This window comes from Streptomyces sp. NPDC054765, assembly GCF_053612065.1.
This window is the reverse complement of sequence record NZ_JBSHBP010000094.1, coordinates 1-24762: the sequence shown is the minus strand read 5'-3', so window position 1 is coordinate 24762 and position 24762 is coordinate 1. Positions and strand designations below refer to the sequence as shown.

Here is a 24762-nt window from a genome sequence, read left to right as displayed (position 1 = left end):
AGCCACCGCGGGGGGGTCGGGGTTGGTGGCGGCGGAGACGGGGGCCGCAGCGACCGCTGCGGCCGGCGGACCGGGTGGGAGGGGCGGACCGGCGGCCCGACTGCCGCCGGGCGGCGGGCCGCCGGTCCGGTGCGCCGCCGCGCCCACCCCCGGTAAGTCCTCCAGCCGGTCCCCGCGGCTCGCGAGAGTGCCGCCCGGCCCGCCGTCGCTCTCTCCCGCGCCGTCGCCGGCGTCGTCTCCCGCGCCGCCGTCGTCGTCCCCGTCGGGCAGTGACACGTACGGCCGAACGCGCAGCGGGTCAAAGTCGTCCGCGTCGAGCGCCGCGCACAGACAGACCGGCCGGCCGTCGCCGCGTACGGGAGCAAAGCAGTGCGGGCATATCGGTGCCGTCACGAGCGGTCCCCTCCCTGGAGGCATCAAAACCGGCAGCGATTATCCAGAGGCCGTGCCCGTTCGCGCAGGCGCTCGAAGACATCCGTGCCATATACCCCGGGTGTCCCCCGAACGGCCCTGGATGCCGAAGGCCACCCGGCGGGCCGTATCCGCACGAACCGCCCAGGATGGAAGAAGCCCGAGGGCGGTCCACAACGGAGTGGACAGACCGGCGTCCGCAACGGAGTGGACGGACCGGCGTCCACAACGGAATGGGCGGCCCGGCGGAACGGAGGGAGACGCTCATGACACAGGACACCAGCGCTCCTGCCGTCCCCGGCGAGGACCGCTCCCACCGGACGGTCCTCGTCGCGATCGGCGCACTGTTGCTCGGCCTGCTCATCGCGGCCCTCGACCAGACCATCGTTGCCACCGCGCTGCCGACGATCGTCAGCGAGCTGGGCGGCCTCGACCACCTCTCCTGGGTGGTCACCGCCTATCTGCTGGCCGCGACGGCCGCGACGCCCCTGTGGGGCAAGCTCGGTGACCAGTACGGCCGCAAGAAGCTGTTCCAGACCGCCATCGTGATCTTCCTGATCGGCTCGGTGCTGTGCGGCATCGCCCAGAACATCGGGCAGCTGATCGCCTTCCGGGCCCTCCAGGGGCTGGGCGGCGGCGGTCTGATCGTGCTGTCGATGGCGATCGTCGGCGATATCGTGCCGCCCCGCGAACGCGGGAGGTACCAGGGCCTGTTCGGCGCCGTCTTCGGCGGTGCGAGCGTCCTCGGACCGCTGCTCGGCGGGCTGTTCGTGGACCACCTCAGCTGGCGCTGGGTGTTCTACATCAACATCCCCATAGGTATCGTCGCGCTCGCCGTCATCGCCGCCGTGCTGCACATCCCGCGCCGCCGCACCCCGCACCGGATCGACTACCTGGGCACCGCCGTGATCGCCGCGGTCGCCGCCTGCTTCGTCCTGATGACCTCGCTCGGCGGCGTCACCTACCCCTGGGGTTCCTGGCAGATCGTGGGGTGCGGCGTACTCGGCGTGTTGCTGCTGGGCGCGTTCCTCGTCATCGAGCGGCGGGCCGCCGAACCCGTCCTGCCGCTGCGTCTGTTCCGGAGCCGCACCTTCACGCTCACCGCCGTCATCGGCTTCGTCATCGGCTTCGCGATGTTCGGATCGATGACGTATCTGCCGACGTTCCTGCAGGTCGTGCAGGGTGTTTCACCGACCGTGTCCGGTGTGCACATGCTGCCGATGGTGGTCGGCATGCTGCTGGCCTCCACCGGCTCCGGGCAGATCGTCAGCCGCACCGGCCACTACAAGGTCTTCCCGATCGCCGGCACCGGCGTCACGGCGCTCGGCCTGCTGCTTCTGCACCGGCTCGAACCGTCCTCCGGCGTCGTCGGGATGAGCGCCTGCTTCTTCGTCTTCGGCTTCGGACTCGGCCTGGTCATGCAGGTGCTGGTGCTCATCGTGCAGAACGCCGTCGCCTACCAGGACCTGGGCGTCGCCACCTCCGGCGCCACGTTCTTCCGCTCCATCGGCGGCTCGTTCGGCGTGTCCATCTTCGGCACGATCTTCGCCAACCACCTCCGGCCGCGGATCGCCGACGCCCTCGCCGGCGCGCAACTGCCACCGGGTATCGCCCCGTCCACGCTCGCGGAGGATCCGCGGACCGTCGCCCGGCTGCCGGCCGGACAAGCGGCCGCGGTCCTCAACGCCTACGCCGTCTCGATCACCGATGTCTTCCTCTACGCCGTCCCGGTGGTCCTGGTCGCGTTCGTCCTCGCCTGGTTCCTGAAGGAGGAGCCGCTGCGCAGCAGCGTCACCGCCCCCGACACCAGCGAGGTGCTCTCCTCCAACCCCGTCGAACGGTCCTCACGCGAGGAATGCGCCCGCGCGCTGTCCAAACTCGGTGGCAGGGAGGGCCGTAAGCGCATCTACGAGAAGATCACTGCACGGGCCGGACTGGACCTCAAACCGGCCGCCGGCTGGCTGATCCTGCGCATCCACCGCCAGGGCGCGGTGGCACCGGCGCTGCTCGCCGAGCGCAGCACCGTGCCGCTCGGCGTGATCTCCGAGAGCGTCCGCCAGATCGAGGAACGCGGACTCGCCACCCGCGACGGGCTGTTGCTGCGGCTCACCGACCGCGGACGGGAGACCGCCGACCGGCTCTCGGCGGCCCGTCAGCAGTCGCTCGCGGAGATGCTGGGCGACTGGTGGACCAGGGACCGGCCCACCGACCTCACCGCGCTCGTCCGGGAGCTGACCGAGGAGCTGTGCGGCTCGGACGCGGAGGAGCCGCACAACGACGACGCCCGCCGACCGCTGTCGCGCACCTCTCCGCGCACACCGCAGCCGCCGGACCTGGCGAAGTGAGCACGCGACGGCGCAGGGGCAGCTGATGGTGCAGGGGCAGCTGACGGCTGAGGGGGACGGGCCGGCGCGGCCTCTTCACCGGCTCCGGTCACTTCAGCCGCTTCTCGAAGAAGATCTCCGCGTAAGGGTCCTCGTGGTACGGGTCGATCTCCGCGAAGCCGTGCCGCCGGTAGAGCGCGACGGCCTCCACCAGGTCCAGCCGGGTGTCCAGCCTCATCCGCTCCGCACCCAGCTGCGCCGCGGCCCGCTCGGCGGCCATGAGCAGCACACCCGCACCGCCCTGCCCGCGCCGGGCGGCCCGTACGAACATCTGCTTGAGCTCCGCGGTCCGTGCGTCCAGCAGCCGCACCCCGGCGCAGCCCGCCACCATCCCGCCGTGGCGCGCCACCAATAGCACGCCGTTCGGCGGCGTCAGATCGGCGCTGGGGTACTCCGCCACCCCTTCGTCGATCTCCTCCGGCGTCGACCTGCGGTCCTCGTGCAGCGTGTAGTAGCGGTCGGCGACCTCGGTGTAGTACTCCCGCAACAGCGCCACGGCCTTCGGCGAGCCGACCGGCTCCACGGCTACGGTCCAGGGAAGGCGGAGGGTGGCGGCATCACTCATGCCGTCATTGTCACGACCGGGCCGGCGCACACCGCAACGGGTTTTCATGACGCGGCCGGGAGCAGCGGAGCCGGAGTACGGAAACCTGACCAGTTCAACCAGGAGTACGGAAAGGGGAAACCTCAAGCCGTCGACCTGCAGATCCTGCGCGTGTGCGACCGAACCGGCTGGGATGCCGCCCTGCTCTCCTGGAACATCTGCTCACCATGCCGCCACGGCCACATCGCGAAGATCTCCGTCGCCGACCACTGGCAGCGCCAGGGCCTGGGACGACGTATGGTCCAGCGTGCGATGCACGGCGCCAAGGACTACCGCTGGAGCACCACTCACCACTCACCACTCACCACTCACCACTCACCAGTCGCCCCAGGCGCAACAATTCTTCCCCGCCCTCGCCCGTGAGACCGGTGCCGCGCTCGGGTTACCGCATCCTGCCTGTGGCCCTGAAGGGGACGCGGGAACTCTGCGCGTTCCGGCGGCTGTTGGAGACCGAAGCCGCCGGCCTCACAGCCAAGCTCGGCTGCCCGGCCGGCGGTCTCGCCCGAAGGGAAGAACTCCTCGTGGATGGGGGTGCTCCCGACTGAGGCTGGGGGCGCCGCGCGGCGATCCGGCCTGATCCGTGAGAGAGGGCCGCCGAGCGGAGCCGGCGGGTGGGCTCACCGAGCGGCGTTCAGCGGCACAGGGTGCGCAGGGTGGTGAGGCAGTCCGCGGCCCGGCGCTGCGGGTCGGTGTCGGTGCCGGCCCAGGCGATCCGGGCGTCCGGCCGGATCAGGACGGCGGTGACATCCCGCCAGATCGCGTGCGCCGCCTCGGTGTTGACGGTTGCTGCCCGCTGCTCCAGGCCATCCGTCAGGCACGGTGTCCGCGTCCCGCCGAGGTCCAGCAGCAGTGGTCGGCCGTGGTGCATCAACGGGTGGGCAGTGGGCGCGTCGGCCGTGTCCAGGGCGAGGCCGGCCAGTCGGGTGCCGTTCAGCGGGTGCGCGCCGGGTGTGGTGCCGGCGGGGAGCGGGTCGTCGAAGCCGGCGATCCGGCGGGCCCACAGGCGGTTGGTCTGCGGTTCGGCGAGCGCGGCGGACCAGACCTCGCGCAGGGCGATCTGCTCCGGGCTCGCCGCGGCGAACAGGGCCAGCTGCGCGCGGGTGTTGTCGATGACGGCGCGGCCGGCCGGCCGGCGCTCCGTGTCGTAGCTGTCGAGTAGTCCGTCGGGCGCCCGGCCCTGGAGGGTGGCGGCCAGTTTCCAGCCCAGGTTGGTGGCGTCCTGGATGCCGACGTTCATGCCCTGCCCACCGGCCGGGAAGAACATGTGCGCCGCGTCCCCGGCCACCAGCACCCGTCCGGCCCGGTACCGCGCGGCCTGGCGGGTGGCGTTGCCGTAGCGCGACAGCCACCGGGGGTTGCGGATGCCGAGGTCCCGTCCCAGCAGCGTGCGGGTTTGCTCGCGCACCTCCTCCAGGGTCAGCGGTTCGCCGGTCCCGCGGTGCATGGTGGCCGTGGAGAGCCCCGCCAGCCGGTGGACGCCGTCGCCGATCGGGGCCGCCAGGAACGAACCGGCCGGCCCGGTGGCGGCGAGCGGTGCGGTGGGCGGATCGTCGAGTTCTACGTCGGCGAGCCACCCGGTCAGCGTGGTGTCCTGGCCGGGGAAGTCGATGCCGGCCGCCTGCCGTACCGCGCTGCGGGTGCCGTCGCAGCCCACCACCCAGCGGGCCCGCACCGTCCGGTGGGTGCCGCCGGCCCGGATCACCACCTCGACGGCGTCCCGCCCCTGGGTGAGCGAGACGACCTCCTCCCCGCGCAGCACCCGGGCGCCCACGGTGACCGCGTGCTCCTCGAGGAGTTGCTCGGTGACGGACTGACCGAGCGCCAGCATGAAGGGGTGGACCGCCCCGACGGTGGAGAAGTCCAGCCGGGTGGTCGCCGCCCCGAAGTGGCCGGTCGGCACCGGGGTGCCGCGTTCGATGAACCGCTGCGCGAGGCCGCGGGCGGCGAAGGTGTCCAGCGTGCCGGCCTGCATGCCGACCGCGCGCGACCGTCCGTCCGATGCCGCCCGGCGTTCCACGACGGCCACCTCCACCCCCTGCAGGCGCAACTCCGCGGCGAGCCAGAGCCCCACCGGGCCGGCCCCGGCGATGAGCACGTCGAGCATGACAACCACTCCCTTTCACTCTTGTCCGTTGGACAAGAGTGAGCATGCCCTAGAATTGTCCATTGGACAACAGGGGTGCGGAAGCCGACCGGGAAGGCACATCGGATGGGTACGACACAGGGCGAGATCGTCGCCGCCACGCTGGCGGTCCTCGACGAGCACGGGCTGGACGGGGTGACCATGCGCGCCGTCGCGGCCCGGCTCGGCGTGCAGCACAACACCGTCCGCTGGCACGCCTCCAGCAAAAGCCGCCTACTCGAACTAGCCTCCGACGAACTCCTCGCACACTGTCTCGACGAGCCGCTGCCCGAGGCGTTCCCCGACCGGTTCAAGGAACTGAGCCGCCGCTGTCGCGCGGCGCTCCTCTCCCACCGCGACGCCGCCAGAATGGTCGCGGGCGTCTTCGCCGCCGAGCCCCGCACGCTGCGCTACTCCGACACCGTGATCGCCACCCTGCTGGCGGCCGGCCACCCGCCGCGCACGGCCGCGTGGACCCACTGGTCGATCTTCTACCTGACCCTGGGCCTCACCCAGGAACAGCAGGCCGCCCAGGAGAGCGCACCGGCACTCCTGCCGGAACAGGTCCCGGCCGACACCTACCCGGCCCTGGCCGCCGTCCTGCCCCACGTCGGCCCGGACAACTTCGACCAGCGCTTCGAATTCGCCCTCGAACTGATCATCGCCGGCCTTCCCCGGGCCGAGGAGCCCGCCGGCTAGGACTTGTCCGGTCGAGCATGTGCAGAGCCAGATGTGAGGGATGCGACTACGAGGTCATTCCAGAATGACTGACCGGGTGACCGGGTGACCGGGTGACGGGGTGACGGGGTGACGGGTGACGGGGTGACGGGTGACCGGGTAAGGGCGGCGCGGTGTCTCGGCCCGGCGTTCCTCACTTGCCGCTGATTTCCACCTGGACCAGCCCCTCCCGCAGGGCGATCGCCGTGGCCCGGACGCGGCTGTCGCAGCCGAGCTTGTCGAAGATGTGCGCGATGTGGGTGGTGACGGTGCGGACGCTGAGCACCAGCCGGGCTGCGATCTCCGGGTTGGAGTCGCCGTGGGCGATCCGGGTCAGTACGTCGATCTCGCGCGGGGTGAGTCCGTAGGGGATGCGGCAGGGCTGCTCCGCCAGTACGGCGCAGTCGGGCACGCCGTCGACCGGCCGGGCCGAGCGGACCAGGTGCAGGTCACGCCAGCAGCCGGTGGGGTCCTGCCACAGCCTTCTGCGGTGGGACTCGCCCGAGGAGAGAAACTCGCGGGCCAGGTCGGCCATCCGGGGTTCGGCCGCGATCGCCTCGGAGTGCGGCCGGCCCGTCAGCGGGCGGTGTGGCCCGGCGGCCTCGAACGCCAGGGCGCTGCACCCCTGGGGCAGGCCGAGCGGATCGGGTTGGCGGAGTACGTCGGTGATGTGGGCGAGTACGGGCGACACCGCCCGGATCACCTCACTGGTCTCCTCGTCGAAGGCCTCGGGATCGCGGGCGCTGAGGTGGAGCAGGCCGGTGTAGCGGCCGTCTCGCAGGAACAGCGGTGCGGTGAGGCCGGCCCGCCAGCCGTAGGGGCCGAGGTAGTCCTGGAAGTAGCGGGTCCGGGAGAAGTCGCTGTCCGGTTCGTCCAGCCGGGCCGGGCCACGGAGCGCCATGATCTGCCGGAATGTCTCGGTCCGGGCGAACTCCACGGCACCCACCTGGGGGTTCTCAGGCTCGTAGCCGTCGAAGGTCAGGCTGTGATGGAGGTTCGCGGCCGAGTCGTAGACGACCAGTTCGTACGCCTCGGCCGGGACGATCTCCCGGAGGGCGGTCATGGCATCGATTCCGGCTGTCGCCCCGTGAGCTCGGGCAGCCCGGAAGCCGACTTCGGCGAATACGTCCATGCGGCGGGCGCCCATGCGGCGCGTATCGGCCCACGAGTCCATCGGCTCTCCCCAGTGCGGTTGCGGGAGGGTAACAGGGTGCGGCGGCCCTGCCGACGGGCCGTGTCCGCCCTGTGAGCGAGCCGTATCCGCCCCGTTAAGAGCCGCAGAGGCCGGATAGCCGGCTTCTGCGACCGCATATACGTAAGCCGGACGATGGCGCCGCCACCTGGGTTGTCCCTAACGTCCGCTCCACGTCAGTCATCGAGAGGGGCGAAGGTTGATCAAGGGACTGAGCATCGGCCACTGGACCGACCGGGACGCGGGAACCGGGTTGACGGTCTTCGTGGTTCCGGAGCAGGCGACGGTGGCGGCGGCGCCCCGGGGGCAGAATCCCGGGACGCTCAACCTGGCCATCTACGACCAGTACGGCTGTGCCGATGCGGCCGACGCCATCGTTTTGACGGGTGGCAGCTGTTACGGGCTGACCGCCGCGTCGCATCTGCAAAACGCGCTGGCCGGGCGACAGCAGGGGGCCACGGTGCCCGGCGTGCTGTCCGCCGTGGTGTTCGACCTGAAGGTCGGGCGGATCGACTGGCCCGAACTGCAAGCGGCCCACCTGGCGTACGAGGGTGCCGTGGCGGCCGGTGAGGAGGAAGTGGGCACCGTCGGGGCGGGCACGGGCGTCACCGCGGGTTCCATCGACGGGCCGGGCGGGGCGACGAAGGGTGGCTTCGGGCGGGCCGCGCGCCGTACCGCGCAGGGTGCGACCGTCGCCGCTTGGGCCGTGGTCAACCCGATCGGCGATGTGATCGGGGAGGACGGTCAGGTGCTGGCGGGCCTGCGCCGCGACGGCCGGTTCTTCCGTGTCACCGAGGCGTTCGCCACCGACGAGCAGCCGGAGCAGGAGTGGGGCGAGGCCACCACGCTGGTCGTGGTCGCGACCGACGCCAAGCTGACCAAGCGCGAGGTCTGGCGGCTGGCGCATGCCGGTCACGGTGGCATCGCACACGCGGTCAGCCCGTGTGCGACGGGCCTGGACGGTGACACCGCGTTCGCCGTGGCCACCGGCGAGGTCGAGGTCAAGAACATGCTGGCGCTGGAGGGCGTCGCCGCCGCGGTCACCGCCGAGGCGATCCGCGACGCCGTACGACAGGCCACCGGGCTGCACGGCGTGCCCGCGGTGCGGGACCTGGACCCGGCCGGTGACCGCCGTGCCTGACCTGCCCTACACGCTCGTCCGGGCCCGCCGTGTCCACACCCCTGCCGAGGCCGGGGCCGACGCGTTCGTCGTCACCGGCGACCGGATCCTGGCCGTCGGAGACTGGCCGGACCTGCGCGCGAAGCACCCCGGCGCCGAGCCCGTCGACCTGCGCGACGCGGTGGTCGTACCCGGCCTGCACGATGCGCACATCCACCCCACCGCGATCGCCGACGAGTCCTTCCAGGTCGACCTGTCCGGATGCGGAACCCCGCAAGAGGTGGCGGCGGCGCTGCGCCTCCGGGCGGACGCGACGGGCGCCGGTTCATGGGTGCTGGCCACCCGCTACGACCACGGCAAGTCCACCGGCGGGCGCGTCCTGGACCGCGACGACCTGGACCGCATATGTCCCTCGCGGCCCGTCCTGGTCATGCACATCGCCGGCCACTGGGCGCTCGCCAACACCCGGGCGCTCGAACTCGCCGGGCTGACCGACGACTCGGTGCCACCGGCCGGCGGCACGTACGGGCGCGACGGGGACGGCCGGCTGAACGGCCTGCTGTACGAGCGGGCGATGGTGCCGTTCGCGGTGGGCGGCGCTCTGGTGCCGGAGCCGGACCTCGCCGACCGGCTCACCGCACTCACCGCGTTCCTCACCAGGCTGAACGCCGCCGGACTCACCTCCGTCTGCGACGCCGACGTCGGCCCCCGGGGACTGCGGCTCCTCCAGGAGGCCCACGACCGCGGACTGCTCACCGCGCGGGTGGGCATGCTGGTCAACCACGACTTCTTCGCCGCCCAGCGCGACCTCGGCCTGCGCACCGGATTCGGCGATCCGACCCTGCGCTTCGTGGGCGTCAAGGTGTTCTTGGACGGTGCGGTGGGCGGCGGTACCTGTCTGCTGGAGCAGCCGTACGAGGACGGCGGTGGCCACGGCCAACAGGTGCTCGGCGAGCGCGAGTTGGAGGGCATCCTCACGGAGGTGCACGAGGCCGGCTGCCGGCTCGCCGTGCACGCCAACGGGGACCGGGCGATCCGTCTGCTGCTCGACGTGTTCGAGCGGGTGGAGCGGGCGTCGGGCCGCCCGGTCGCAGGGCACCGGATCGAGCACTGCTCACTGATCGACGACGCGATCCTCACCCGGATGCGCGCCCTGGGCCTGATCGCGGTCCCGTTCGGCAGCTACGTGGCCTTCCACGGCGACAAACTGCCCGGCTACTACGGCGACCGGCTGTCGCGGATGTTCGCCCACCGCTCCCTGCTCGACGCCGGCATCCCGGTGGCAGGGTCCTCGGACTACCCGTGCGGCCCCTACGAGCCGCTGCTCGCCCTGCAGTCCTGCGTCACCAGGACGACCGCACGCGGCGACGTCCTGGGCGGCGAGCAGCGCATCACCGCGGCTCAGGCGCTGCGGCTCTACACTACGGGCGCGGCCCTGGCCTGCGGAGAGCAACGCGACAAGGGCCACATCGCCCCGGGTTTCCTGGCCGACTTCACCGTCCTGGCCGACGACCCGCTCCGCGTCCCCGCCGACCAGCTGTCCGCCGTACCCGTCACGTCCACCTGGCTCGGTGGCCGCCAGGTGTGGCCTCTCCCCTCCTGACAGGAGTTCCGGCATGACGCGTAGCATACGTATGGCGAGAAACACCCGGTATGCGGCAGTGGGACTCGTGCTGGTGACGGCCGCCGCCTGTTCCCAGCCGGGCGCCGAGTTCGGCGCCGCCACCGGCAAGAACATCAAACAGGTCGTCGACACTCCCGCTGCCAAGGGACCCCTCGACGAGGTGCGGTGGAACCTGGGCACCGAGCCGAACTCGCTGGACTGGATCTACGGTTACGACTACCCGCCCAACACCGTCATCGCCAACGTCTGCGAGAGCCTGCTGCGCCTCGGCCCGGACTTCTCCGTCCACCCGAACCTCGCCGAGAAGGTCGGCCACCCGGACCCGAAGACCTGGGTCTACACGATCAGACAGGGCGTGAAGTTCCACGACGGCACCACGATGACTCCCGAGGACGTCGCCTACAGTTTGCGCCGGCACATGGACGCCAAGCTGGGCTCCTACTGGGCGACCTCCTTCCGCAACGTCCACTCGGTCGAGGCGACCGGCGCCCACCAGGTGACGGTCCGGCTGACCAGGCCCGACGCACTGTTCAACCAGCTGATGGCGGCCCCGCCCGGAGTCGTCGCGAGCAAGGCGTACATCGAGAAACAGGGCGCCAGGTTCGGCACCCCGGACGGCGGCCTCGACTGCACCGGCCCGTTCAAGCTCGCCGAGTGGACCAAGGGGCAGTCGATCACTCTCACCCGGTTCGACGGCTACTGGGACACCGCCCACGCGGCCAAGGCCAAGACCCTGGACTTCTCCTTCCTCGGCGATCCCTCGACCGCGGTCAACGCGCTGGTGTCCGGCGAGATCGACGGCTCCTACGACATCCGGGCCACCAGCCTGCCCAAGCTGCTCGCCTCGCACAGCGGCACGGTCTACTACGGCCCGACGACCTCCACGCTCAGCCTGGCCGTCTCCGACCTCAAGGGCGCGCTGGCCGACCGGCGGATCCGCCAGGCACTCTCGCTGGCGATCGACAGGAAGGCGCTGCGGAAGGCCGCGTTCGCCGGACACGGCGTGCCGTCCAAGGCGGTCGCATCCACCTTCAGCTGGGGGCAGGAGCCGGCCAGGTCCGTCTACCGGTCGGCCTATGACGCGCTGCCCGTGGTGGACCAGAACCTCGCCGAGGCCAGAAAGCTGGTCCAGGAGGCCGGCCCGCCGTCCCGGCCGATCGTCGTCGCGGCCAACAGCGCGGACCCCATCAATGCCCTGATCGGCACGGAGGTCCAGGCCGCAGGCAAGCGCGTCGGCCTCGACGTGCAGATCAAGACCGTCGCGCCGGACGCCTACAGCGCGCTGTTCGGCGATCCCAAGGCACGCGAGGGCATCGACCTGTTCACCACCAGCTGGTATGCCGACATCGCCGACCCGCTGCAGGTGTACCTGAACTGGCGGAGCGACAGCTTCTCGAACTACGCCGGCTACAAGAACGCCGCGTACGACAAGCTGATCGAGCAGGGGGTGGGCGAGAGCGACCCGGCCAAGCGCGCCGCGATCGCCGTACGCGCCCAGCAGACCGTGAGCAAGGACCTGCTCTGGATCCCGCTGCTGCAGACCCCCAACTCGCTCTTCCTCGGCAAGCGCGTCACTGGCGCGCCCGCCACCAACGCCTACCTCTATTACCCGTGGGGCGCACAGATCGGATCGGCCCGGTGACGAGATTCCTCCTGACCAGGCTGGGCGGGCTCGCGCTCACCCTCCTGGTCACCTCCTTCGTGGTGTTCAGCCTGGTCCACCTGGCTCCGGGAGACCCGGCGTCGTTCCTGACCAAGGGCCGCTCGGTCTCCCCGCAGGCCATGGCGGCCATCCGTGCCCAGTACCACCTGGGCGACCCGTTCCTGGTGCAGTACGGCCACTGGCTCGTCGACGTCCTGCACGGCGACTTCGGCCGCTCGGTGCAACACCGGCAGGAGGTCTCCTCGCTGCTGGCCGCCCGGCTCCCCGTGACGTTTTCCCTCGTCGGCTGCACCGTGGTGCTCAGCGTGGCGGTCGGCGGGCTGCTCGGCCTGGTCGGTGCCCTGCGCGGCGGTGTCGTCGACACCGTCCTGATGGTGATCACGACCGTCGCCACCGCGGTGCCCGCCTTCGTCGCCGGCATCGTCCTGATCGGCCTGTTCTCGGTGACGCTCGGCTGGTTCCCGGTGTTCGGCGACGGCAACGGCTTCTGGGACCGGCTCTGGCACCTCACGCTGCCCGCCGTCGCGCTGGGAATGTCGTGCGTGGGCCTGCTGTCCAGGATCACCAGATCCACCGTGCTGGAGGAGGTCCGGCGCGAGCACGTCGAGGTCGCCCGCTCGCGCGGCCTGGCCGAGAGCCGGGTGATCCGCCGGCATGTGCTGCGCAACGCGCTGCCGCCCGTGGTCACCATGACCGGCCTGCTGGCCGCCGGCCTGGTCGTGCTCACCTCGGTCGTCGAGGTCGTCTTCGGTCTGTCCGGGATCGGCTCGCTGCTCATCCAGTCGGTGACGACCAAGGACTTCCCCGTCGTCCAGGCGGTCTGCCTGCTGGTGGTGGCCGTCTTCGTGGTGGCCAACACGCTGGTGGACGTGATCGGGTCGGCGCTCGACCCGAGGGTCCGGCTCGGCGGCGGCGCGGGGAGGAAGGCATGAGCACCGTCACTTTGAGCCGCCGCTCACTGCTCGGGCGGCTGCGTGCGACGGGCTTCGGCCCGGTGTTCTGGACGGCGGTCGTCGTCCTCGGTCTGCTGGTCCTCGTCGGTCTGCTGGCCCCCTGGCTCGCGCCGCACGACCCCGACTACGCCAACCTGAACGCGTCGATGTCGCCGCCCACCGTCACCCACCCGCTCGGTACCGACTTCGCCGGCCGGGACACGCTCTCCCGGCTGATCCACGGCACCCGGCCGAGTCTGTTCGCCCCGTTCGTCGTGGTCATCATGTCCACGGCCCTCGGCGTGGTGCTGGGTCTGGTCTCGGCATGGCAGGGCGGCCTGGTCGACGCCGCCATCGCGCGCCTGCTCGACCTGGTCTTCGCCTTTCCCGCGCTGCTCGTCTCGATCGTCGTGGTGGCCGTGGTCGGCCCCGGACTGACCGGCCCGGTGATCGCGATGGGCTTCGCCTACACGCCCTACATCGCCCGTCTGGTCCGCGCCGCTGCCTTGGCCGAGCAGGGCAAACCGTACGTCTCCGCCTACCGCGTCCAGGGCTTCTCCGGCTGGACGATCTCGCTGCGGCACGTGCTGCCGAACATCTCGGGGGTGGTCTTCGCCCAGTGCTCGCTGAACTTCGGCTACGCGCTGATCGACCTCGCCACGCTGTCGTACCTGGGCTTCGGAGTGCAGCCGCCCGGCGCGGACTGGGGCAACGAGCTCAACCAGGCGCAGCAGGCCATCTTGATGGGCGCCCCGTTGTCGGCACTCGTGCCCGGCCTCGCCGTGGTGGTGGCCGTGGTGACGTTCAACATCGTCGGCGAGGGCATCGCCGGCCGAGTCACCCGCAGGGAGCGATAGATGACTCTCCTCAGCATCGAGGACCTGACGATCAACCTGCCGTCCCGGCAGGCCGCGCGGCCCATCCTCGACCGGGTCTCGGTCACGGTCGAGGAAGGCGAGACGGTCGGCCTGGTCGGCGAGTCCGGGTCGGGCAAGTCGGTGACCAGCCGAGCCGCGCTCGGCCTGTTTCCCGGCGGCGCGGCCACCACCGGCACGATCCGCGTCGCAGACCAGACCGTGTTCGACTCCACCCGCGCGTACACCATGGACAGGGCCGCGCTACGACGGATGCGCGGCGCCACGGCGGCGATGGTCTTCCAGGACCCGCGCTCGTCGATCAACCCCCTGCGCCGCGTCGGTGACTTCCTGACCGAGGCGATGCGGACCAACGGCGGTCTGACCCGTACCGAAGCCGAGTCCCGGGCCGCGGAGCTGCTGGAATCGGTGGGCATCACCGATCCGGGCCGGGCTCTGCGGCGCTGGCCGCACGAATTCTCCGGCGGCATGCTGCAACGCGTCATGCTCGCCGCGGCGCTGGCCGCCGACCCGCGCCTGCTGCTCGCCGACGAGCCGACCACCGCCCTGGACGTGTCCACCCAGGCCGAGGTCATCGCCATCCTCACCCGGCTCCGCCGCGAGCGCGGCATGGGCATGCTCTTCGTCACCCACGACCTCGACCTCGCCGGAGCGATCTGCGACCGGGTCTACGTCATGTATGCAGGCCAGGTCATGGAGACCCAGTCCACCGGCGGCCTGTTCACCGCTCCCCGCCATCCCTACACCGCGGCGCTGCTCGGCTCCCGCCCCCATCTGGACGGCCCGCCCGTCCGCCTCGACGCGATCCGCGGCCGGCCCCTCGGCCTCGACCAGGCCGTAGCGGGCTGCCCCTTCGCACCCCGCTGCGAACTGGTCACACCCGACTGCCAACAGGGCCGCATCCCGCTGACCCCGTACGGCGGCGCCGAAGTGGCCTGCCTGCGCGCACAGGAGGTTTCCCGGTGACCCTGCTCAAAGTGGACGGCCTGCGCAAGAGCTTCGGCCCGGTGCACGCGGTGGACGACGTCTCCTTCACCCTGGAGGCGGCCGGATCGCTCGGCATCGTCGGCGAATCGGGTTCGGGCAAGACCACGGTCGCCCGCATGCTGGTGGGGCTGGAGACCCCGGACGCGGGGGAGGTGCTGATCGACGACGCTCCCCGGCACAGCGCGCGGCTCGCGCGGGCCCGCCAGATCCAGATGGTCTTCCAGGACCCCTACCTCTCGCTCGACCCGCGCATCACGGTCCACGACTGCCTGGCCGAGGTGCTCCGGCTGCACTTCCGGCCGGGCCGGGCCGAGTCGGAGCGGCGCATCGCCGAACTGCTGGACCAGGTCGGCCTGGGGTCCCGGGAGGCCGGCTCGCTGCCCCGCCGGCTCTCCGGCGGCCAACGCCAGCGCGTGGCCATCGCCCGCGCCCTGGCCTGCCGTCCACGCGTCCTGATCCTGGACGAGGCGGTCGCCGCCCTCGACGTGTCCGTCCAGGCCCAGATCCTCAACCTCCTCTGTGACATCCGCCGCGACACCGGCATCGGCTACCTGTTCATCAGCCACGATCTGGCGGTCGTACGGTACGTGACCGACGACGTGCTGGTGCTGCATCACGGCACCGCTGTCGAGAGCGGGTCCACCGAGAGCGTCCTGGCACAGCCGCACCATCCCTACACCCGGCTGCTGCGCGACTCGGTACCCAGGGCCGGCTGGGATCCCGCGGCGATCGCGAGCGCACGCCGGGGGCTGTCCGGGCGACGGTAGCGCCTCGCCGGCCGGCGCACCCGCGCGGAAGTCGTCACCGCACAGCCTCAGGAGTAACGCCATGGACCCCGCCGCGCCTCCCGCGCCCCCCGTGCCCTCCGGCATTCACCACATCAAGTTGCCGGTGGCCGACCTGAAGCGCGGCCCGACCCCGCCCCAGCTAGGCGCAATACCACTTACTTACGGCGCACTCCAAGCCCCTGACCTGCGGCGATGCCCTCATCGCAGGCCGCCAAAGGCCAGCTGAGCAAGTGGTATCGGTCCTAGCTAGGCGTTCTTCGGCCCGGCCTGCTGCACGACTTCGAAGGACCACAGGGTGGAACCGGACGCGGCGGGCTTGGGCCGCTCGCCGCCCTCGGCGCCGCCGCCCTGCTGGTGCGCCGCCTTCATCGGGCCCTCCATCCAGGCCTGGAACGACTCCTCGTCCCGCCACCGGGTGTAGACGAGGTACTGGTCGGTGCCCTCCACGGGGCGAAGGAGTTCGAACCACTCGAAGCCGTCGGAGGAGTCCACGGTGCCGGCGCGGGAGGCGAAGCGCTTCTCCAGGGTTTCCCGCTGTTCGGCAGGGACAGTCAGTACGTTGATCTTGACTACGCTCATGGCTCCATCTTGCCGCACGGGCGGCCGGCGGCAACGAGCGAGGTGTGAAGACGGCCCGGAAGGCGGCGGGGCTCGTAAGCACCGAAAGGCCGCACGTATTGGTGATGACTCCGCCGCAATCAGGACCTGGGAGAGAACGGCTACCAGGTCAGCGATCGTGGCCGGTTGCCTGCCGAAAACCGCGAGGGCATAGGGGAAAGCCGACGAGTAGACGCAAAAGCGTGGAAATTCAGATAGCAAGACGACGGAGGGCTCCGAACAACGGAGCCCTCCGTAGCTGCCGCGCAGGCCACCCGTGGCGGCGCGGGGCGCAAAGACGGAATGTCATTACATCGGCAGTCGGGAGGTGAGCTCCTCCAGCCGATCAAGTTCACCATTGAGGGACGTGACCTGCTCGGAAGGGAGAGTATCCCAGTTCTGGTCGACAGCGACCGAGTAGATAACTTCCACCCCGAAGGCTGCGGACCGGAACTCCTCCAGCCACTCTGCAGCGGGCATCTGCAATTGCGAGGCGAACTCCTTCATGGACCCTTCCCCGCGTTCGGCAAACGAATCTGAGAAGGACATCAGGTCGTCAGCAAGAGTGTTGAGCGGCATCTGCTGACGATCGAAATCTGCCAGGCTGCCCTCCACCAGGTGGCGCTGATTTGCCCACCACTCCGTCTCACTGTTCATTGCTTGATGATCCCTCCGGAAACTGTCACTACACGCCCTGTCTCCGTATTCGTGACAACGGTCATGTTTTCTGCATGATTGTAGTGTGCCGTCGTATTGGGGATCTTCCCGGGGACGGCCTCGCCGTTTCTGACTGCATCTTCCACCACGGACGGCATGTACCCGCGCTGCTGCATCCGGTCCAAGGCATGGCCCGTATACGGGCGTCCATGGATAGTGGCCGGGGCGTTCTTGGCTTTCGCGCCGTCAGGAAAGGCTACTTTGACCTCCCTGTTGCTCCGGTTGACAAGCTTGTCGTCGGCATCAGGCGAGCGAATGCTCATGTCGTCCTGCTTGCCCCGACGACCTACTGCGTATTGAGCAGTGTGATCACGTGGCGCGTCACCGGGACTGGGCTGTTCTGCTTCACGCGAGGCTCCACCACCGCCTCCCTCAGCATTGCGCATCAAGGGGCGACCGGTTGGACCGACGGGCCCTTCGCCAGCCATGGCCAGGCGCGGTCCGTCCAGGCCGTCCAGGTGCATCCTGCCGAGGACATTCTTGATGCCACCCGCGTCAGCGAGGGCTTTGGCGCCGCGCCCTGCTGCGCCGAAAGCACCGCCGAGGAGCATGCCGGAGGTGCCGGCGTCCTTGACTTCAGCGAGGTTTATACCGTGCTGGTCGCCGAGGAGGTTCCGCCCGCCCTGGGCCACGACCACGTCTACGGTGATGGCCTCAACGCCGCCGACCGCTGCGGTGGTCAGGACGGTGCCTGCGATCTCAGCCACCGTGGTGGAGACAGCAACGCCGGCCGGTGCTCAAAGCCCGAGGCGTTGGAGCGATCCGTGGTCTCGTTGTCAGCCATGTCCCTCATGGCCTTGGTGATGCTTTCCAGCCCCTTCACCAACGCGTGTGCGGCACGCTCGATTTCGCTGTGATGCGGGCTGTAGGCCTGCCCGAACTTCTTTCCTTGTTCGTCGTCCCCCCAGGGCTCTCCGAGCGCATCGAGTGAGTGCTTCAGCTTCTCTGTCGCTTTTGCCAAGGCGGCGGATTCTCTGTGAAATTTAGGCGCTTCACTCTTCAGTCCTTTTAGTCGGCTTCGCCGTGATTGCGCAGGCTACGTGCCATCAGATGTAGCCAAGTCGTGGCCAGAAGTCGCCGGTGTTGTGTGCTGTTCAACCAACGCAGAGGGCTGGTGAAGGGTGTGATGATGTCTCGTGGGCCGGTGATTGATTCAACTCAACCGAGTGGTGATGTGGGTCTCTTGAGCGCTCGCCATGCGGCGCTTCGACGCAGGGCGTCGAGACTTGCGAGCACCCTCACCAAGGTGAGGGCTGCGCCGGAGGCGGCTGGTCCCTGTGTGATGCAGGCCGGCGTCGGGGCGGCGTCCCACCCTGCCGGCAGGCCCGCCGCCAGGACGGCGATGAACGCTGCCAACACCGCCGCCGGACGAGGAGCCTCAGACGCGAGAGCGCCAGAGGCTCCTCGTTGATCCGTAGCCCCGCCATGGATGCTCGGAAGGTGCGGCCGCTCAGCCGTGGAGCTTCAGTCCCTTGGTGATTTTGTCGATGATGCCGCGCGGCCCGTGGACGGCGAGTCCCACCAGGTCCAGGTCTTCGGCGGCCACCGACCGTACTGCCGCCCGGTTGTCGTCGTCGTTCCCCGTTGTGAACATGTCGGCGGTGTACAGCGCGGTCGGTACGGCACGGCTGAGCGCGCGGGCATGCGTACGGGTCAGCGCCCCGGCGTCGGCGGCGTAGCACAGCACCGGCTCCCGCAACAGCGCCAGATAGTCGTGCCCGGAGGCGTCCTCGTAGGGCTTGCCCATGATGTCGCCGGAGGCGTGCGCGATGCCGCTGGCGAGAAAAGCGGTGACGTTCAGCTTCTGCCAGACGGCGAGGTCGTCCCGGACGATCAAGGCGATCTTGGTGGCGTAGCGCGGTGCGGCCGGTGCCGTGGCGGGGGAAGCGGCGGTGGTCGGTGCAACGGCGGGGGAGGCGGTGGTGGTTGGTGCATTCGTCATACGGTGAGTCTCGTCCGGCATTCGGACCGCCGTCTTGAACGCTGGTGCGGCGCGGCAGACTGTGCAGATGAGCAGGCAGCAGGACGGGGACTGGGCGCGCTACTGGCGTGATCCGGACCGGCCCCTGGAGGCGATGCACGCGCACTTCGTCCGTCATGTCTTCCACCTGCACAGCCACGACGCCTATTCGTTCGCCGTGACGGAGACCGGAGCCCAGCGCTTCACCTGCCGCGGCGCGGGGCACACCAGCGCCGCCGGCATGGTGATGGCGTTCAACCCGGACGACCCGCACGACGGCCGGTCCGCCGTCGAACTCGGCTTCACCTACCGCATCATGCACATCGGCCCGGACGTCGTACGTGCCGTGCTCGACGATGTGACCGACGGCCGGGGCGCGATGCCGCTGTTCGACCGCCCGGTGGTCGACGACCCGGTGCTGGCCCGTGCGCTGCGCAGACTGCATCCGGCGCTGGTCGGCGGTGCGGACCCCCTGGTACGGGAGGAGCGGCTCACCGCGGCCGTCGAAGCCATGGTGCGGCGCAATGCGTCCCGTGGCGTCGCGTGTGCCGGACCGCGCGAACTGCCCGTGGGCGCACAGGCCGGGGCGGCCCGGCGGGTGCGCGATCTGCTCATGACGGCGTACGACCAGCCGCTGACCGCCCAGGATCTCGCCGATACCGCGGGGTGCAGCCGCTTTGCCCTCTACCGGGCGTTCCGGGACGAGTACGGCATGGCGCCCAGCGACTTCCAGCGGCTGCTGCGGTTGCGCCGCGCCCGCGCCCTGCTCGTCGACGGGCGCCCCACGGCCGAGGCGGCCACCGAGGCCGGCTTCGCCGACCAGGCCCACTTCCACCGCTGGTTCGTGCGTTGCTTCGGCGTCACCCCGGGTGAGTTCCGCCGGGCCGGCGCGGCGGCGTGAGGCGGCGGCCGGCACCCGGGCGCGCGGCAGCCGGCGCGGACGCAGGCGGCCGGGGGGAGACACATGGGGGCGGGGGAGACACAGTGACTCGGACGGCGCGGTGATACGGCTGGTTGTCTCACGCCCGGCGGCGGCTCACGACGCCGCCCGGAAGAACGCCGAGAGCCCGGCCGGAAGTGTCCGGCCGGGCCCTCGTATGCCCGGGGTGGGGGAGCGGTGCAGCGGTGTCCGTCAGGCCGCGGAGTCGGCCATGGCCTGACGGCGGGCCGCACTGCGGACCTCGCGCGCCTCCGCCTCGGTCTCGACTGCCGGCGGGGAGCCGGGCAGCGGCTTGCGGGCGCTCTCCGACATCAGCAGGACGGCGATGCCGCCGATCACGGCCGCCGCCATCATGTAGTAGGCGGGCATCATCTTGTTGCCGGTCGCGCCGATCAGGGCGGTGACCACCAGCGGCGTCGTACCACCGAAGAGCGACACGGAGATGTTGAAGCCGATCGACAGGGAGCCGTAACGCACCTTGGTCGGGAACAGCGCGGGGAGCGTGGACGGCATCGTCGAGGTGAAGGTGACCAGCAGCAGTCCGAGCGCGGCCATGCCCAGCGCGATGGCGACCAGCGACCCCTGCCGGATCAGCAGCAGGGCGGGCACGGACAGCACCAGGAAGCCGAGGCAGCCCGCGGCGATGACGGGGCGGCGGCCGAAGCGGTCGGTGAGCCGGCCGGCCAGCGGCTGGGCGCCCATCATCAGGACCATCACGGCCAGGACGACCAGCAGCCCGTGCGTCGCGTCGTACTTCAGCTCCGAGGTCAGGTAGCTCGGCATGTACGACAGCAGCATGTAGTCCGTGACGTTGAAGACCAGGACCAGGCCGATGCACAGCAGCATCGCCCGCCACTGACCGAAGATCATCTCGCGGATGCCGATCCGCTTCTCGGCCTGGCGGCGCTCCTTCTCCTTGGTCCGCGCCTCCTTCTCCAGCTGGGCGAAGGCCGGGGTCTCTTCGAGCCGCATCCGCAGGTAGAGACCGATGATGCCCATCGGTCCGGCGACCAGGAACGGGATGCGCCAGCCCCAGGAGTTCAGGTCGTCGGTGGACAGCAGCGCGGTCATCAGCGTGACCAGGCCGGCGCCGCCGACGTAACCGGCCAGGGTGCCGAACTCCAGCCAGCTGCCGAGGAACCCGCGCTTCTTGTCGGGCGCGTACTCGGCGATGAAGGTGGAGGCGCCGCCGTATTCGCCGCCGGTGGAGAAGCCCTGTACCAGGCGGGCGACGAGCAGCAGGATGGGCGCCCCGACGCCGATGGTGGCGTAGGACGGGATCAGGCCGATGGCGAAGGTGCCCGCCGCCATCATGATCATGGTGATCGCGAGGATCTTCTGCCGGCCGATCCGGTCACCGAGCGGCCCGAAGACCATGCCGCCGATGGGGCGCACCAGGAAGGCCGCCGCGAATGCTCCGAACGTCGACAGCAACTGCGCGGTCGGGTTCCCGGACGGGAAGAAGACGTGTCCGAGGGTGACCGCGATGTAGCTGTACACGCCGAAGTCGAACCACTCCATCGCGTTGCCGAGCGCGGCCGCCGACACGGCACGCTTGACCATCACGGGATCGACGACGGTCACTTCGCCCGATGACTGTGGCGCTGTATCCACCGCCTGCTCCCCCTGCGGATCGGATGTGGCGTCGGCACGGCTGCCGACGGGGTTACGGGGCCCGGGTGCGACGGGGGACTGCGTCGGCACGTGTTCGCTCGCCTGCGCTCTCTTTGGACGACAACATGAATCCGCCCGCCATGGGGTGGCGGGCCGCAACCCGCCATGGAGCGACGGGCAAAGGTCGACCATAGGGGCAGACCGGATCATCACGGACGGTGCGCGGACGACCGCGCAGGTGGCCGTATACCCGCTCCTTGCAGGGGAAACGCCCTTTCGCAAAACAATCCGCGGCACTTATGTCTGTGATCCATATCGCCATGATCTGCTGCAACCGTCGGGGGATTGTGAAGTGCGCCACGGGAGAGTCGGGCCGGTGGCCGGGAGGAAGGGCCGGGAGGAAGGGGCGGGAGGAGGGGCCGGGAAGAAGGGCCGGGAGGGGAGCGCCGCGGCGGGTTGCGGGAGCGCCGTTCACGGACCCGGAAACGGAGGCGAAACGGGCGCCGAATACGGACATGAAGGCGCACATGAAGGCGGGCGCGGAAGCCGACAGGCAACGGGCACGAAAACGGCGCGGCGGCACAGTCCTGACCGCCGCGCCGATGTGGATCGTCGCGTTCCCTCAAGGATCAGCCATGACCGCCCGCCGCGCCACCCGGGACGGACCGGCGGCCCCCGGGCTCGCCGGCCGGGTCGTCAGCGGGCCCGGGGCGCTCCGCCCGCCAGACCCCGGCCGGCTGCCCTACGGCATCCATGCCTCGTACGACATCACCTCCCCCGACTTGATCTTGAACTCCGGCTCGTCCTTGGTGAAGGTGATCTCCAGGCCCAGGAGCTCGCCGGTATGCGGATCGAGGATGACCATCTGGCGGGTGGAGTTCGTGGCGCCGTCGGGGCCGTCGTACACATACGCCTGCCCGCGCCGGCCCAGCCGGTCGGTGACCACGCCCGCCTGCCGCAGCCCGCCCGCATCGGCCAGCATCCGGACGACGGCGGCCGTCTCCCGCGGTCCCGGGGTCCACTCCTGGCGGAACGAGGAGAGCGCCGACAGGAGCCGCGGAGTGGTGCGGGTGCCGTCCGGCCCGCCGTACAGCCATGACAGCTGTTCGCGCAGTGCCGCGGGGTCCGTCGACGGCCTCGTACGGGCGGCGAGGCCGCTGTGCTGGGCTTCCGAGCCCGCCGGATAGGTCTTCCGGTGCAGGACCTTGCCGTCGCTGACGGTCTGCCAATGGCCGTCGTTGTCGTGGATCACCGGGCGGCCAGGGTGCCGCGGGTCGGTGGCCACGACCAGCTCCGAGCCGCTGCCGTCGTCGTTCCAGCTGGTGATGCGCTCCTCGGGCACGGTGACGGGCGGCGCGGCGTCCGGGCCGGACTCCATGCTCATGTACCAGCTCTGCAGATGGCTGCCGCGGCGCGGCCCGTCCGCGGGCCCGGCCGTCCGGGCCCTGGCTTCCGCCCTGCGCGCGAGGAGGTCCAGCGAGACGGACGGCGCATCGGCATGCAGGGCGAGGGCGACGGGAGCGGCGACGGCCGGGCTGCTGCCGGCACCGGAAAAGGTGAGGGCCAGAGCGGCGGCCCCGGCCAGCGAAGCGGCGGTGAGGCTCATCACCAGGCGCCGTCGGCGTACCGGACGTGGACGGCTGCCGGGGGCCGGGCCGGACGTCATCGCCTGCAGTCGGGCCTCGGCCCGCGCGGGCAGCGGGCGGTCGCGCCAGGGGCCCTCGTCGGCGGAGACGGGGTCGGCCTGCCGCAGCAGCTCCAGTTCGTCAGTCATGGCGGCGGCCTCCCGCTCGGGTCGGTACGGGGTGAGGGGAGAGGGGGCGGGGGGTCACCGGGCGTGCTGCCGGCGCCGGCCGCGGGGGTGGCGATGCCGGGGGCGCACCGGGCCCCGGCGGAGGTACATCGGGCCCCGGCGGAGGTGTGCCGAGCCCCGGCGGAGGCGTATCGGGCCGGGCGTCGCCCCTCTGCCGCATCCGCTCGATCTGCGTACGGAGCCGGCCGCGTGCCCGGTGCAGCCGCATGGCCGCCGCGCTCTGACCGCACCCGAGGGTCACCGCCAGCTCCTCGATGGTCAGTTCCTCCCAGGCCGTCAGCCGCAGCACTTCCTGGTCGGCGGGGGAGAGCCGGGCCAGCGCCTCGTGCACCCAGGAGCCGGGGCGCTCGGCGTCCGGACTGTCCACCGTCCCCCGCCGGTGTGCCGCCTCGTGGTTGCCGAGCCGGTGCAGCAGCCGCCGGTAGCGGCCCAGCCCCCGCACCGTATTGGCCAGACAGTTCCGGGCCACCCCGTACAGCCAGGGCAGCGGCGTACCGGGGAGCTCGGCGCGGCGTCTCCAGGCTATGGAGAAGACCTCCGCCACCACTTCCTCGACCTCGTCTGCCTGCGCGTCCAGCCGCCGCGCCACAAAGCGGCTGACCGCCCAGTAGTGCGCGCGATAGGCCTCGGCGAAGGCGTCGTCCGTGCTCATGAACCCTTGGTGTCCGGCAGGGCCCCGATCTTCACACCTTGCCGGGGTGAGACTTGCCACCGGCCGCCGGGGCCCGTGGATCCTCGCCGGCGGTGATGTCCGCGGCGGCTCCGGACACCTACCGGGCATGAAGTTTCCCGTGAAGTGGCTGACGACCACCGACCACAAGACCATCGGCACGATGTATCTGGTCACCGCGTTCGCGTTCTTCTGCGTCGGCGGACTGATGGCGCTGCTCATGCGCGCCGAACTGGCCCGGCCCGGCCACCAGTTGCTGTCGAACGAGCAGTTCAACCAGGCGTTCACGATGCACGGCACGATCATGCTGCTGATGTTCGCGACGCCGCTGTTCGCCGGATTCGCGAACTGGATCATGCCGCTGCAGATCGGCGCGCCCGATGTCGCCTTTCCCCGGCTGAACATGTTCGCCTACTGGCTCTACCTCTTCGGTTCGCTGATCGCGGTGGGTGGATTTCTGACGCCTCAAGGGGCCGCGGACTTCGGCTGGTTCGCCTACGCGCCGCTCTCCGACGCCGTGCATTCCCCCGGTATCGGTGCCGATATGTGGATCATGGGTCTGGCCTTCTCCGGCTTCGGCACGATCCTCGGGTCGGTCAACTTCATCACGACGATCATCTGCATGCGGGCACCCGGCATGACGATGTTCCGGATGCCGATCTTCGTCTGGAATGTGCTGCTGACCGCCGTGCTGGTCCTGCTGGCCTTCCCGGTGCTGGCCGCCGCGCTGTTCGCCCTGGAGGCGGACCGTAAATTCGGGGCGCATGTCTTCGATGCGGCAAATGGCGGGGCGTTGCTCTGGCAGCATCTCTTCTGGTTCTTCGGCCATCCAGAGGTGTACATCATCGCGCTGCCGTTCTTCGGCATCATTTCCGAGGTCATTCCGGTGTTCTCCCGGAAGCCGATGTTCGGTTACGTCGGTCTGATTGCGGCGACGGTGTCGATTGCCGGTCTGTCGGTCACGGTGTGGGCGCACCACATGTATGTGACGGGCGGCGTGCTGTTGCCGTTCTTCTCGTTCATGACGTTCCT

Annotated in this window: 22 protein-coding genes and 2 pseudogenes; 13 read left to right on the top strand and 11 right to left on the bottom strand. The window is 70.5% G+C overall.

All coding sequences use genetic code 11. The features are described from left to right. A pseudogene (locus ACWGJY_RS34835) lies at positions 1-393 on the bottom strand (hypothetical protein); the annotation flags it as partial. A 284-nt stretch (positions 394-677) separates the two neighbouring features. Between ACWGJY_RS34835 and ACWGJY_RS34830 the strand changes: the two are divergent. Further along, on the top strand, positions 678-2756 hold the full coding sequence (locus ACWGJY_RS34830) for an MFS transporter (protein ID WP_453264890.1): 2079 nt from the start codon (positions 678-680) through the stop codon (positions 2754-2756). An 88-nt stretch (positions 2757-2844) separates the two neighbouring features. On the opposite strand, the gene ACWGJY_RS34825 is transcribed toward ACWGJY_RS34830, so the two are convergent. After that, positions 2845-3360 (bottom strand): GNAT family N-acetyltransferase, encoded by a 516-nt coding sequence (locus tag ACWGJY_RS34825; protein ID WP_453264889.1) that lies wholly within the window; start codon positions 3358-3360, stop codon positions 2845-2847. A gap of 150 nt (positions 3361-3510) precedes the next feature. Here ACWGJY_RS34825 and ACWGJY_RS34820 point away from each other — a divergent pair, with 150 nt between their 5' ends. Next, positions 3511-3762, top strand: a complete 252-nt coding sequence (locus ACWGJY_RS34820; protein ID WP_453264888.1) for a GNAT family N-acetyltransferase — start codon at positions 3511-3513, stop codon at positions 3760-3762. Positions 3763-4030: 268 nt separating this feature from the next. Here the strand turns inward: ACWGJY_RS34820 and ACWGJY_RS34815 are convergent, their stop codons facing one another. Beyond that, positions 4031-5503, bottom strand: a complete 1473-nt coding sequence (locus ACWGJY_RS34815) for an FAD-dependent monooxygenase (RefSeq protein WP_453264887.1) — start codon at positions 5501-5503, stop codon at positions 4031-4033. 105 nt (positions 5504-5608) lie between these two features. Between ACWGJY_RS34815 and ACWGJY_RS34810 the strand changes: the two genes are divergently transcribed. After that, positions 5609-6220 (top strand): TetR/AcrR family transcriptional regulator C-terminal domain-containing protein, encoded by a 612-nt coding sequence (locus ACWGJY_RS34810; RefSeq protein WP_453264886.1) that lies wholly within the window; start codon positions 5609-5611, stop codon positions 6218-6220. Positions 6221-6392: 172 nt separating this feature from the next. Here the strand turns inward: ACWGJY_RS34810 and ACWGJY_RS34805 are convergent, their stop codons facing one another. Continuing rightward, positions 6393-7301, bottom strand: coding sequence for a response regulator transcription factor (locus ACWGJY_RS34805; protein ID WP_453264885.1), 909 nt, complete (start codon positions 7299-7301; stop codon positions 6393-6395). 328 nt (positions 7302-7629) lie between these two features. Between ACWGJY_RS34805 and ACWGJY_RS34800 the strand changes: the two genes are divergently transcribed. Genes ACWGJY_RS34800 through ACWGJY_RS34770 form a run of 7 tightly spaced genes read left to right on the top strand, consistent with a single transcriptional unit; the run spans position 7630 to position 15398 of the window. Beyond that, complete coding sequence (locus ACWGJY_RS34800) at positions 7630-8571, top strand: P1 family peptidase (protein ID WP_453264884.1); 942 nt, start codon at positions 7630-7632, stop codon at positions 8569-8571. Further along, positions 8555-10153, top strand: a complete 1599-nt coding sequence (locus ACWGJY_RS34795; protein WP_453264883.1) for an amidohydrolase — start codon at positions 8555-8557, stop codon at positions 10151-10153. Before ACWGJY_RS34800 ends, ACWGJY_RS34795 begins: the two co-directional genes overlap by 17 nt. 13 nt (positions 10154-10166) lie before the next feature. Further along, positions 10167-11816 carry an ABC transporter substrate-binding protein gene (locus ACWGJY_RS34790; protein WP_453264882.1) on the top strand — a complete coding sequence of 550 codons (1650 nt, stop codon included), beginning with the start codon at positions 10167-10169 and terminating at the stop codon, positions 11814-11816. Further along, positions 11813-12769, top strand: coding sequence for an ABC transporter permease (locus tag ACWGJY_RS34785; RefSeq protein ID WP_453264881.1), 957 nt, complete (start codon positions 11813-11815; stop codon positions 12767-12769). Before ACWGJY_RS34790 ends, ACWGJY_RS34785 begins: the two co-directional genes overlap by 4 nt. Beyond that, positions 12766-13626, top strand: a complete 861-nt coding sequence (locus ACWGJY_RS34780; protein WP_453264880.1) for an ABC transporter permease — start codon at positions 12766-12768, stop codon at positions 13624-13626. Before ACWGJY_RS34785 ends, ACWGJY_RS34780 begins: the two co-directional genes overlap by 4 nt. After that, on the top strand, positions 13627-14610 hold the full coding sequence (locus ACWGJY_RS34775; protein WP_453264879.1) for an ABC transporter ATP-binding protein: 984 nt from the start codon (positions 13627-13629) through the stop codon (positions 14608-14610). Beyond that, positions 14580-15398, top strand: coding sequence for an ABC transporter ATP-binding protein (locus tag ACWGJY_RS34770; RefSeq protein WP_453264892.1), 819 nt, complete (start codon positions 14580-14582; stop codon positions 15396-15398). The genes ACWGJY_RS34775 and ACWGJY_RS34770 overlap by 31 nt, the downstream gene beginning before the upstream one ends. A 267-nt stretch (positions 15399-15665) precedes the next feature. On the opposite strand, the gene ACWGJY_RS34765 is transcribed toward ACWGJY_RS34770, so the two are convergent. The 3 genes from ACWGJY_RS34765 to ACWGJY_RS34755 form a co-directional block, all read right to left on the bottom strand. Beyond that, positions 15666-15998, bottom strand: coding sequence for an antibiotic biosynthesis monooxygenase family protein (locus ACWGJY_RS34765; RefSeq protein WP_453264878.1), 333 nt, complete (start codon positions 15996-15998; stop codon positions 15666-15668). A gap of 327 nt (positions 15999-16325) precedes the next feature. Next, a complete protein-coding gene (locus ACWGJY_RS34760; RefSeq protein ID WP_453264877.1) occupies positions 16326-16673 on the bottom strand; it encodes a hypothetical protein in 348 nt (115 codons plus the stop codon). Beyond that, the gene (locus ACWGJY_RS34755; RefSeq protein WP_453264876.1) at positions 16670-16996 is read right to left on the bottom strand and encodes a DUF4258 domain-containing protein; all 327 of its coding nucleotides are present in this window, start codon (positions 16994-16996) and stop codon (positions 16670-16672) included. The genes ACWGJY_RS34760 and ACWGJY_RS34755 overlap by 4 nt, the downstream gene beginning before the upstream one ends. A 33-nt stretch (positions 16997-17029) precedes the next feature. On the opposite strand from ACWGJY_RS34755, the gene ACWGJY_RS34750 reads away from it, so the two are divergent. Continuing rightward, positions 17030-17590, top strand: a complete 561-nt coding sequence (locus ACWGJY_RS34750; protein ID WP_453264875.1) for a hypothetical protein — start codon at positions 17030-17032, stop codon at positions 17588-17590. Between the two features lie 593 nt (positions 17591-18183). Here ACWGJY_RS34750 and ACWGJY_RS34745 read toward each other — a convergent pair. Then, a complete protein-coding gene (locus tag ACWGJY_RS34745; RefSeq protein WP_453264874.1) occupies positions 18184-18675 on the bottom strand; it encodes a DUF2000 family protein in 492 nt (163 codons plus the stop codon). A 67-nt stretch (positions 18676-18742) separates the two neighbouring features. On the opposite strand from ACWGJY_RS34745, the gene ACWGJY_RS34740 reads away from it, so the two are divergent. Further along, entirely contained in the window at positions 18743-19594 is an 852-nt protein-coding gene (locus ACWGJY_RS34740) for an AraC family transcriptional regulator (RefSeq protein WP_453264873.1), read from the top strand. A 231-nt stretch (positions 19595-19825) separates the two neighbouring features. Here the strand turns inward: ACWGJY_RS34740 and proP are convergent, their stop codons facing one another. From proP to ACWGJY_RS34725, 3 genes and pseudogenes are all read right to left on the bottom strand, one after another. Next, on the bottom strand, positions 19826-21196 hold the full coding sequence (gene proP, locus ACWGJY_RS34735; protein ID WP_453264891.1) for a glycine betaine/L-proline transporter ProP: 1371 nt from the start codon (positions 21194-21196) through the stop codon (positions 19826-19828). A gap of 793 nt (positions 21197-21989) precedes the next feature. Beyond that, positions 21990-23021 carry a CU044_5270 family protein gene (locus ACWGJY_RS34730; protein ID WP_453264872.1) on the bottom strand — a complete coding sequence of 344 codons (1032 nt, stop codon included), beginning with the start codon at positions 23019-23021 and terminating at the stop codon, positions 21990-21992. Between the two features lie 193 nt (positions 23022-23214). Further along, positions 23215-23712, bottom strand: a pseudogene (locus ACWGJY_RS34725) (RNA polymerase sigma factor); the annotation flags it as partial. 127 nt (positions 23713-23839) lie between these two features. On the opposite strand from ACWGJY_RS34725, the gene ACWGJY_RS34720 reads away from it, so the two are divergent. Next, on the top strand, positions 23840-24762 hold a 923-nt coding region (locus ACWGJY_RS34720), incomplete at its 3' end, for a cbb3-type cytochrome c oxidase subunit I (protein ID WP_453264871.1).

What these genes read in the sequence shown, in the direction of transcription:
- ACWGJY_RS34775 (WP_453264879.1), top strand. Translation starts at nt 13,627, where the DNA reads ATGACTCTCCTCAGCATCGAGGACCTGACGATCAACCTGCCGTCCCGG.
- proP (WP_453264891.1), bottom strand. Translation starts at nt 21,196, where the DNA reads ATGGTCAAGCGTGCCGTGTCGGCGGCCGCGCTCGGCAACGCGATGGAG.
- ACWGJY_RS34765 (WP_453264878.1), bottom strand. Translation starts at nt 15,998, where the DNA reads ATGAGCGTAGTCAAGATCAACGTACTGACTGTCCCTGCCGAACAGCGG.
- ACWGJY_RS34755 (WP_453264876.1), bottom strand. Translation starts at nt 16,996, where the DNA reads ATGAGCATTCGCTCGCCTGATGCCGACGACAAGCTTGTCAACCGGAGC.
- ACWGJY_RS34810 (WP_453264886.1), top strand. Translation starts at nt 5,609, where the DNA reads ATGGGTACGACACAGGGCGAGATCGTCGCCGCCACGCTGGCGGTCCTC.
- ACWGJY_RS34730 (WP_453264872.1), bottom strand. Translation starts at nt 23,021, where the DNA reads ATGACTGACGAACTGGAGCTGCTGCGGCAGGCCGACCCCGTCTCCGCC.
- ACWGJY_RS34740 (WP_453264873.1), top strand. Translation starts at nt 18,743, where the DNA reads ATGAGCAGGCAGCAGGACGGGGACTGGGCGCGCTACTGGCGTGATCCG.
- ACWGJY_RS34790 (WP_453264882.1), top strand. Translation starts at nt 10,167, where the DNA reads ATGACGCGTAGCATACGTATGGCGAGAAACACCCGGTATGCGGCAGTG.
- ACWGJY_RS34745 (WP_453264874.1), bottom strand. Translation starts at nt 18,675, where the DNA reads ATGACGAATGCACCAACCACCACCGCCTCCCCCGCCGTTGCACCGACC.
- ACWGJY_RS34780 (WP_453264880.1), top strand. Translation starts at nt 12,766, where the DNA reads ATGAGCACCGTCACTTTGAGCCGCCGCTCACTGCTCGGGCGGCTGCGT.
- ACWGJY_RS34760 (WP_453264877.1), bottom strand. Translation starts at nt 16,673, where the DNA reads ATGAACAGTGAGACGGAGTGGTGGGCAAATCAGCGCCACCTGGTGGAG.
- ACWGJY_RS34805 (WP_453264885.1), bottom strand. Translation starts at nt 7,301, where the DNA reads ATGACCGCCCTCCGGGAGATCGTCCCGGCCGAGGCGTACGAACTGGTC.
- ACWGJY_RS34825 (WP_453264889.1), bottom strand. Translation starts at nt 3,360, where the DNA reads ATGAGTGATGCCGCCACCCTCCGCCTTCCCTGGACCGTAGCCGTGGAG.
- ACWGJY_RS34830 (WP_453264890.1), top strand. Translation starts at nt 678, where the DNA reads ATGACACAGGACACCAGCGCTCCTGCCGTCCCCGGCGAGGACCGCTCC.
- ACWGJY_RS34815 (WP_453264887.1), bottom strand. Translation starts at nt 5,503, where the DNA reads ATGCTCGACGTGCTCATCGCCGGGGCCGGCCCGGTGGGGCTCTGGCTC.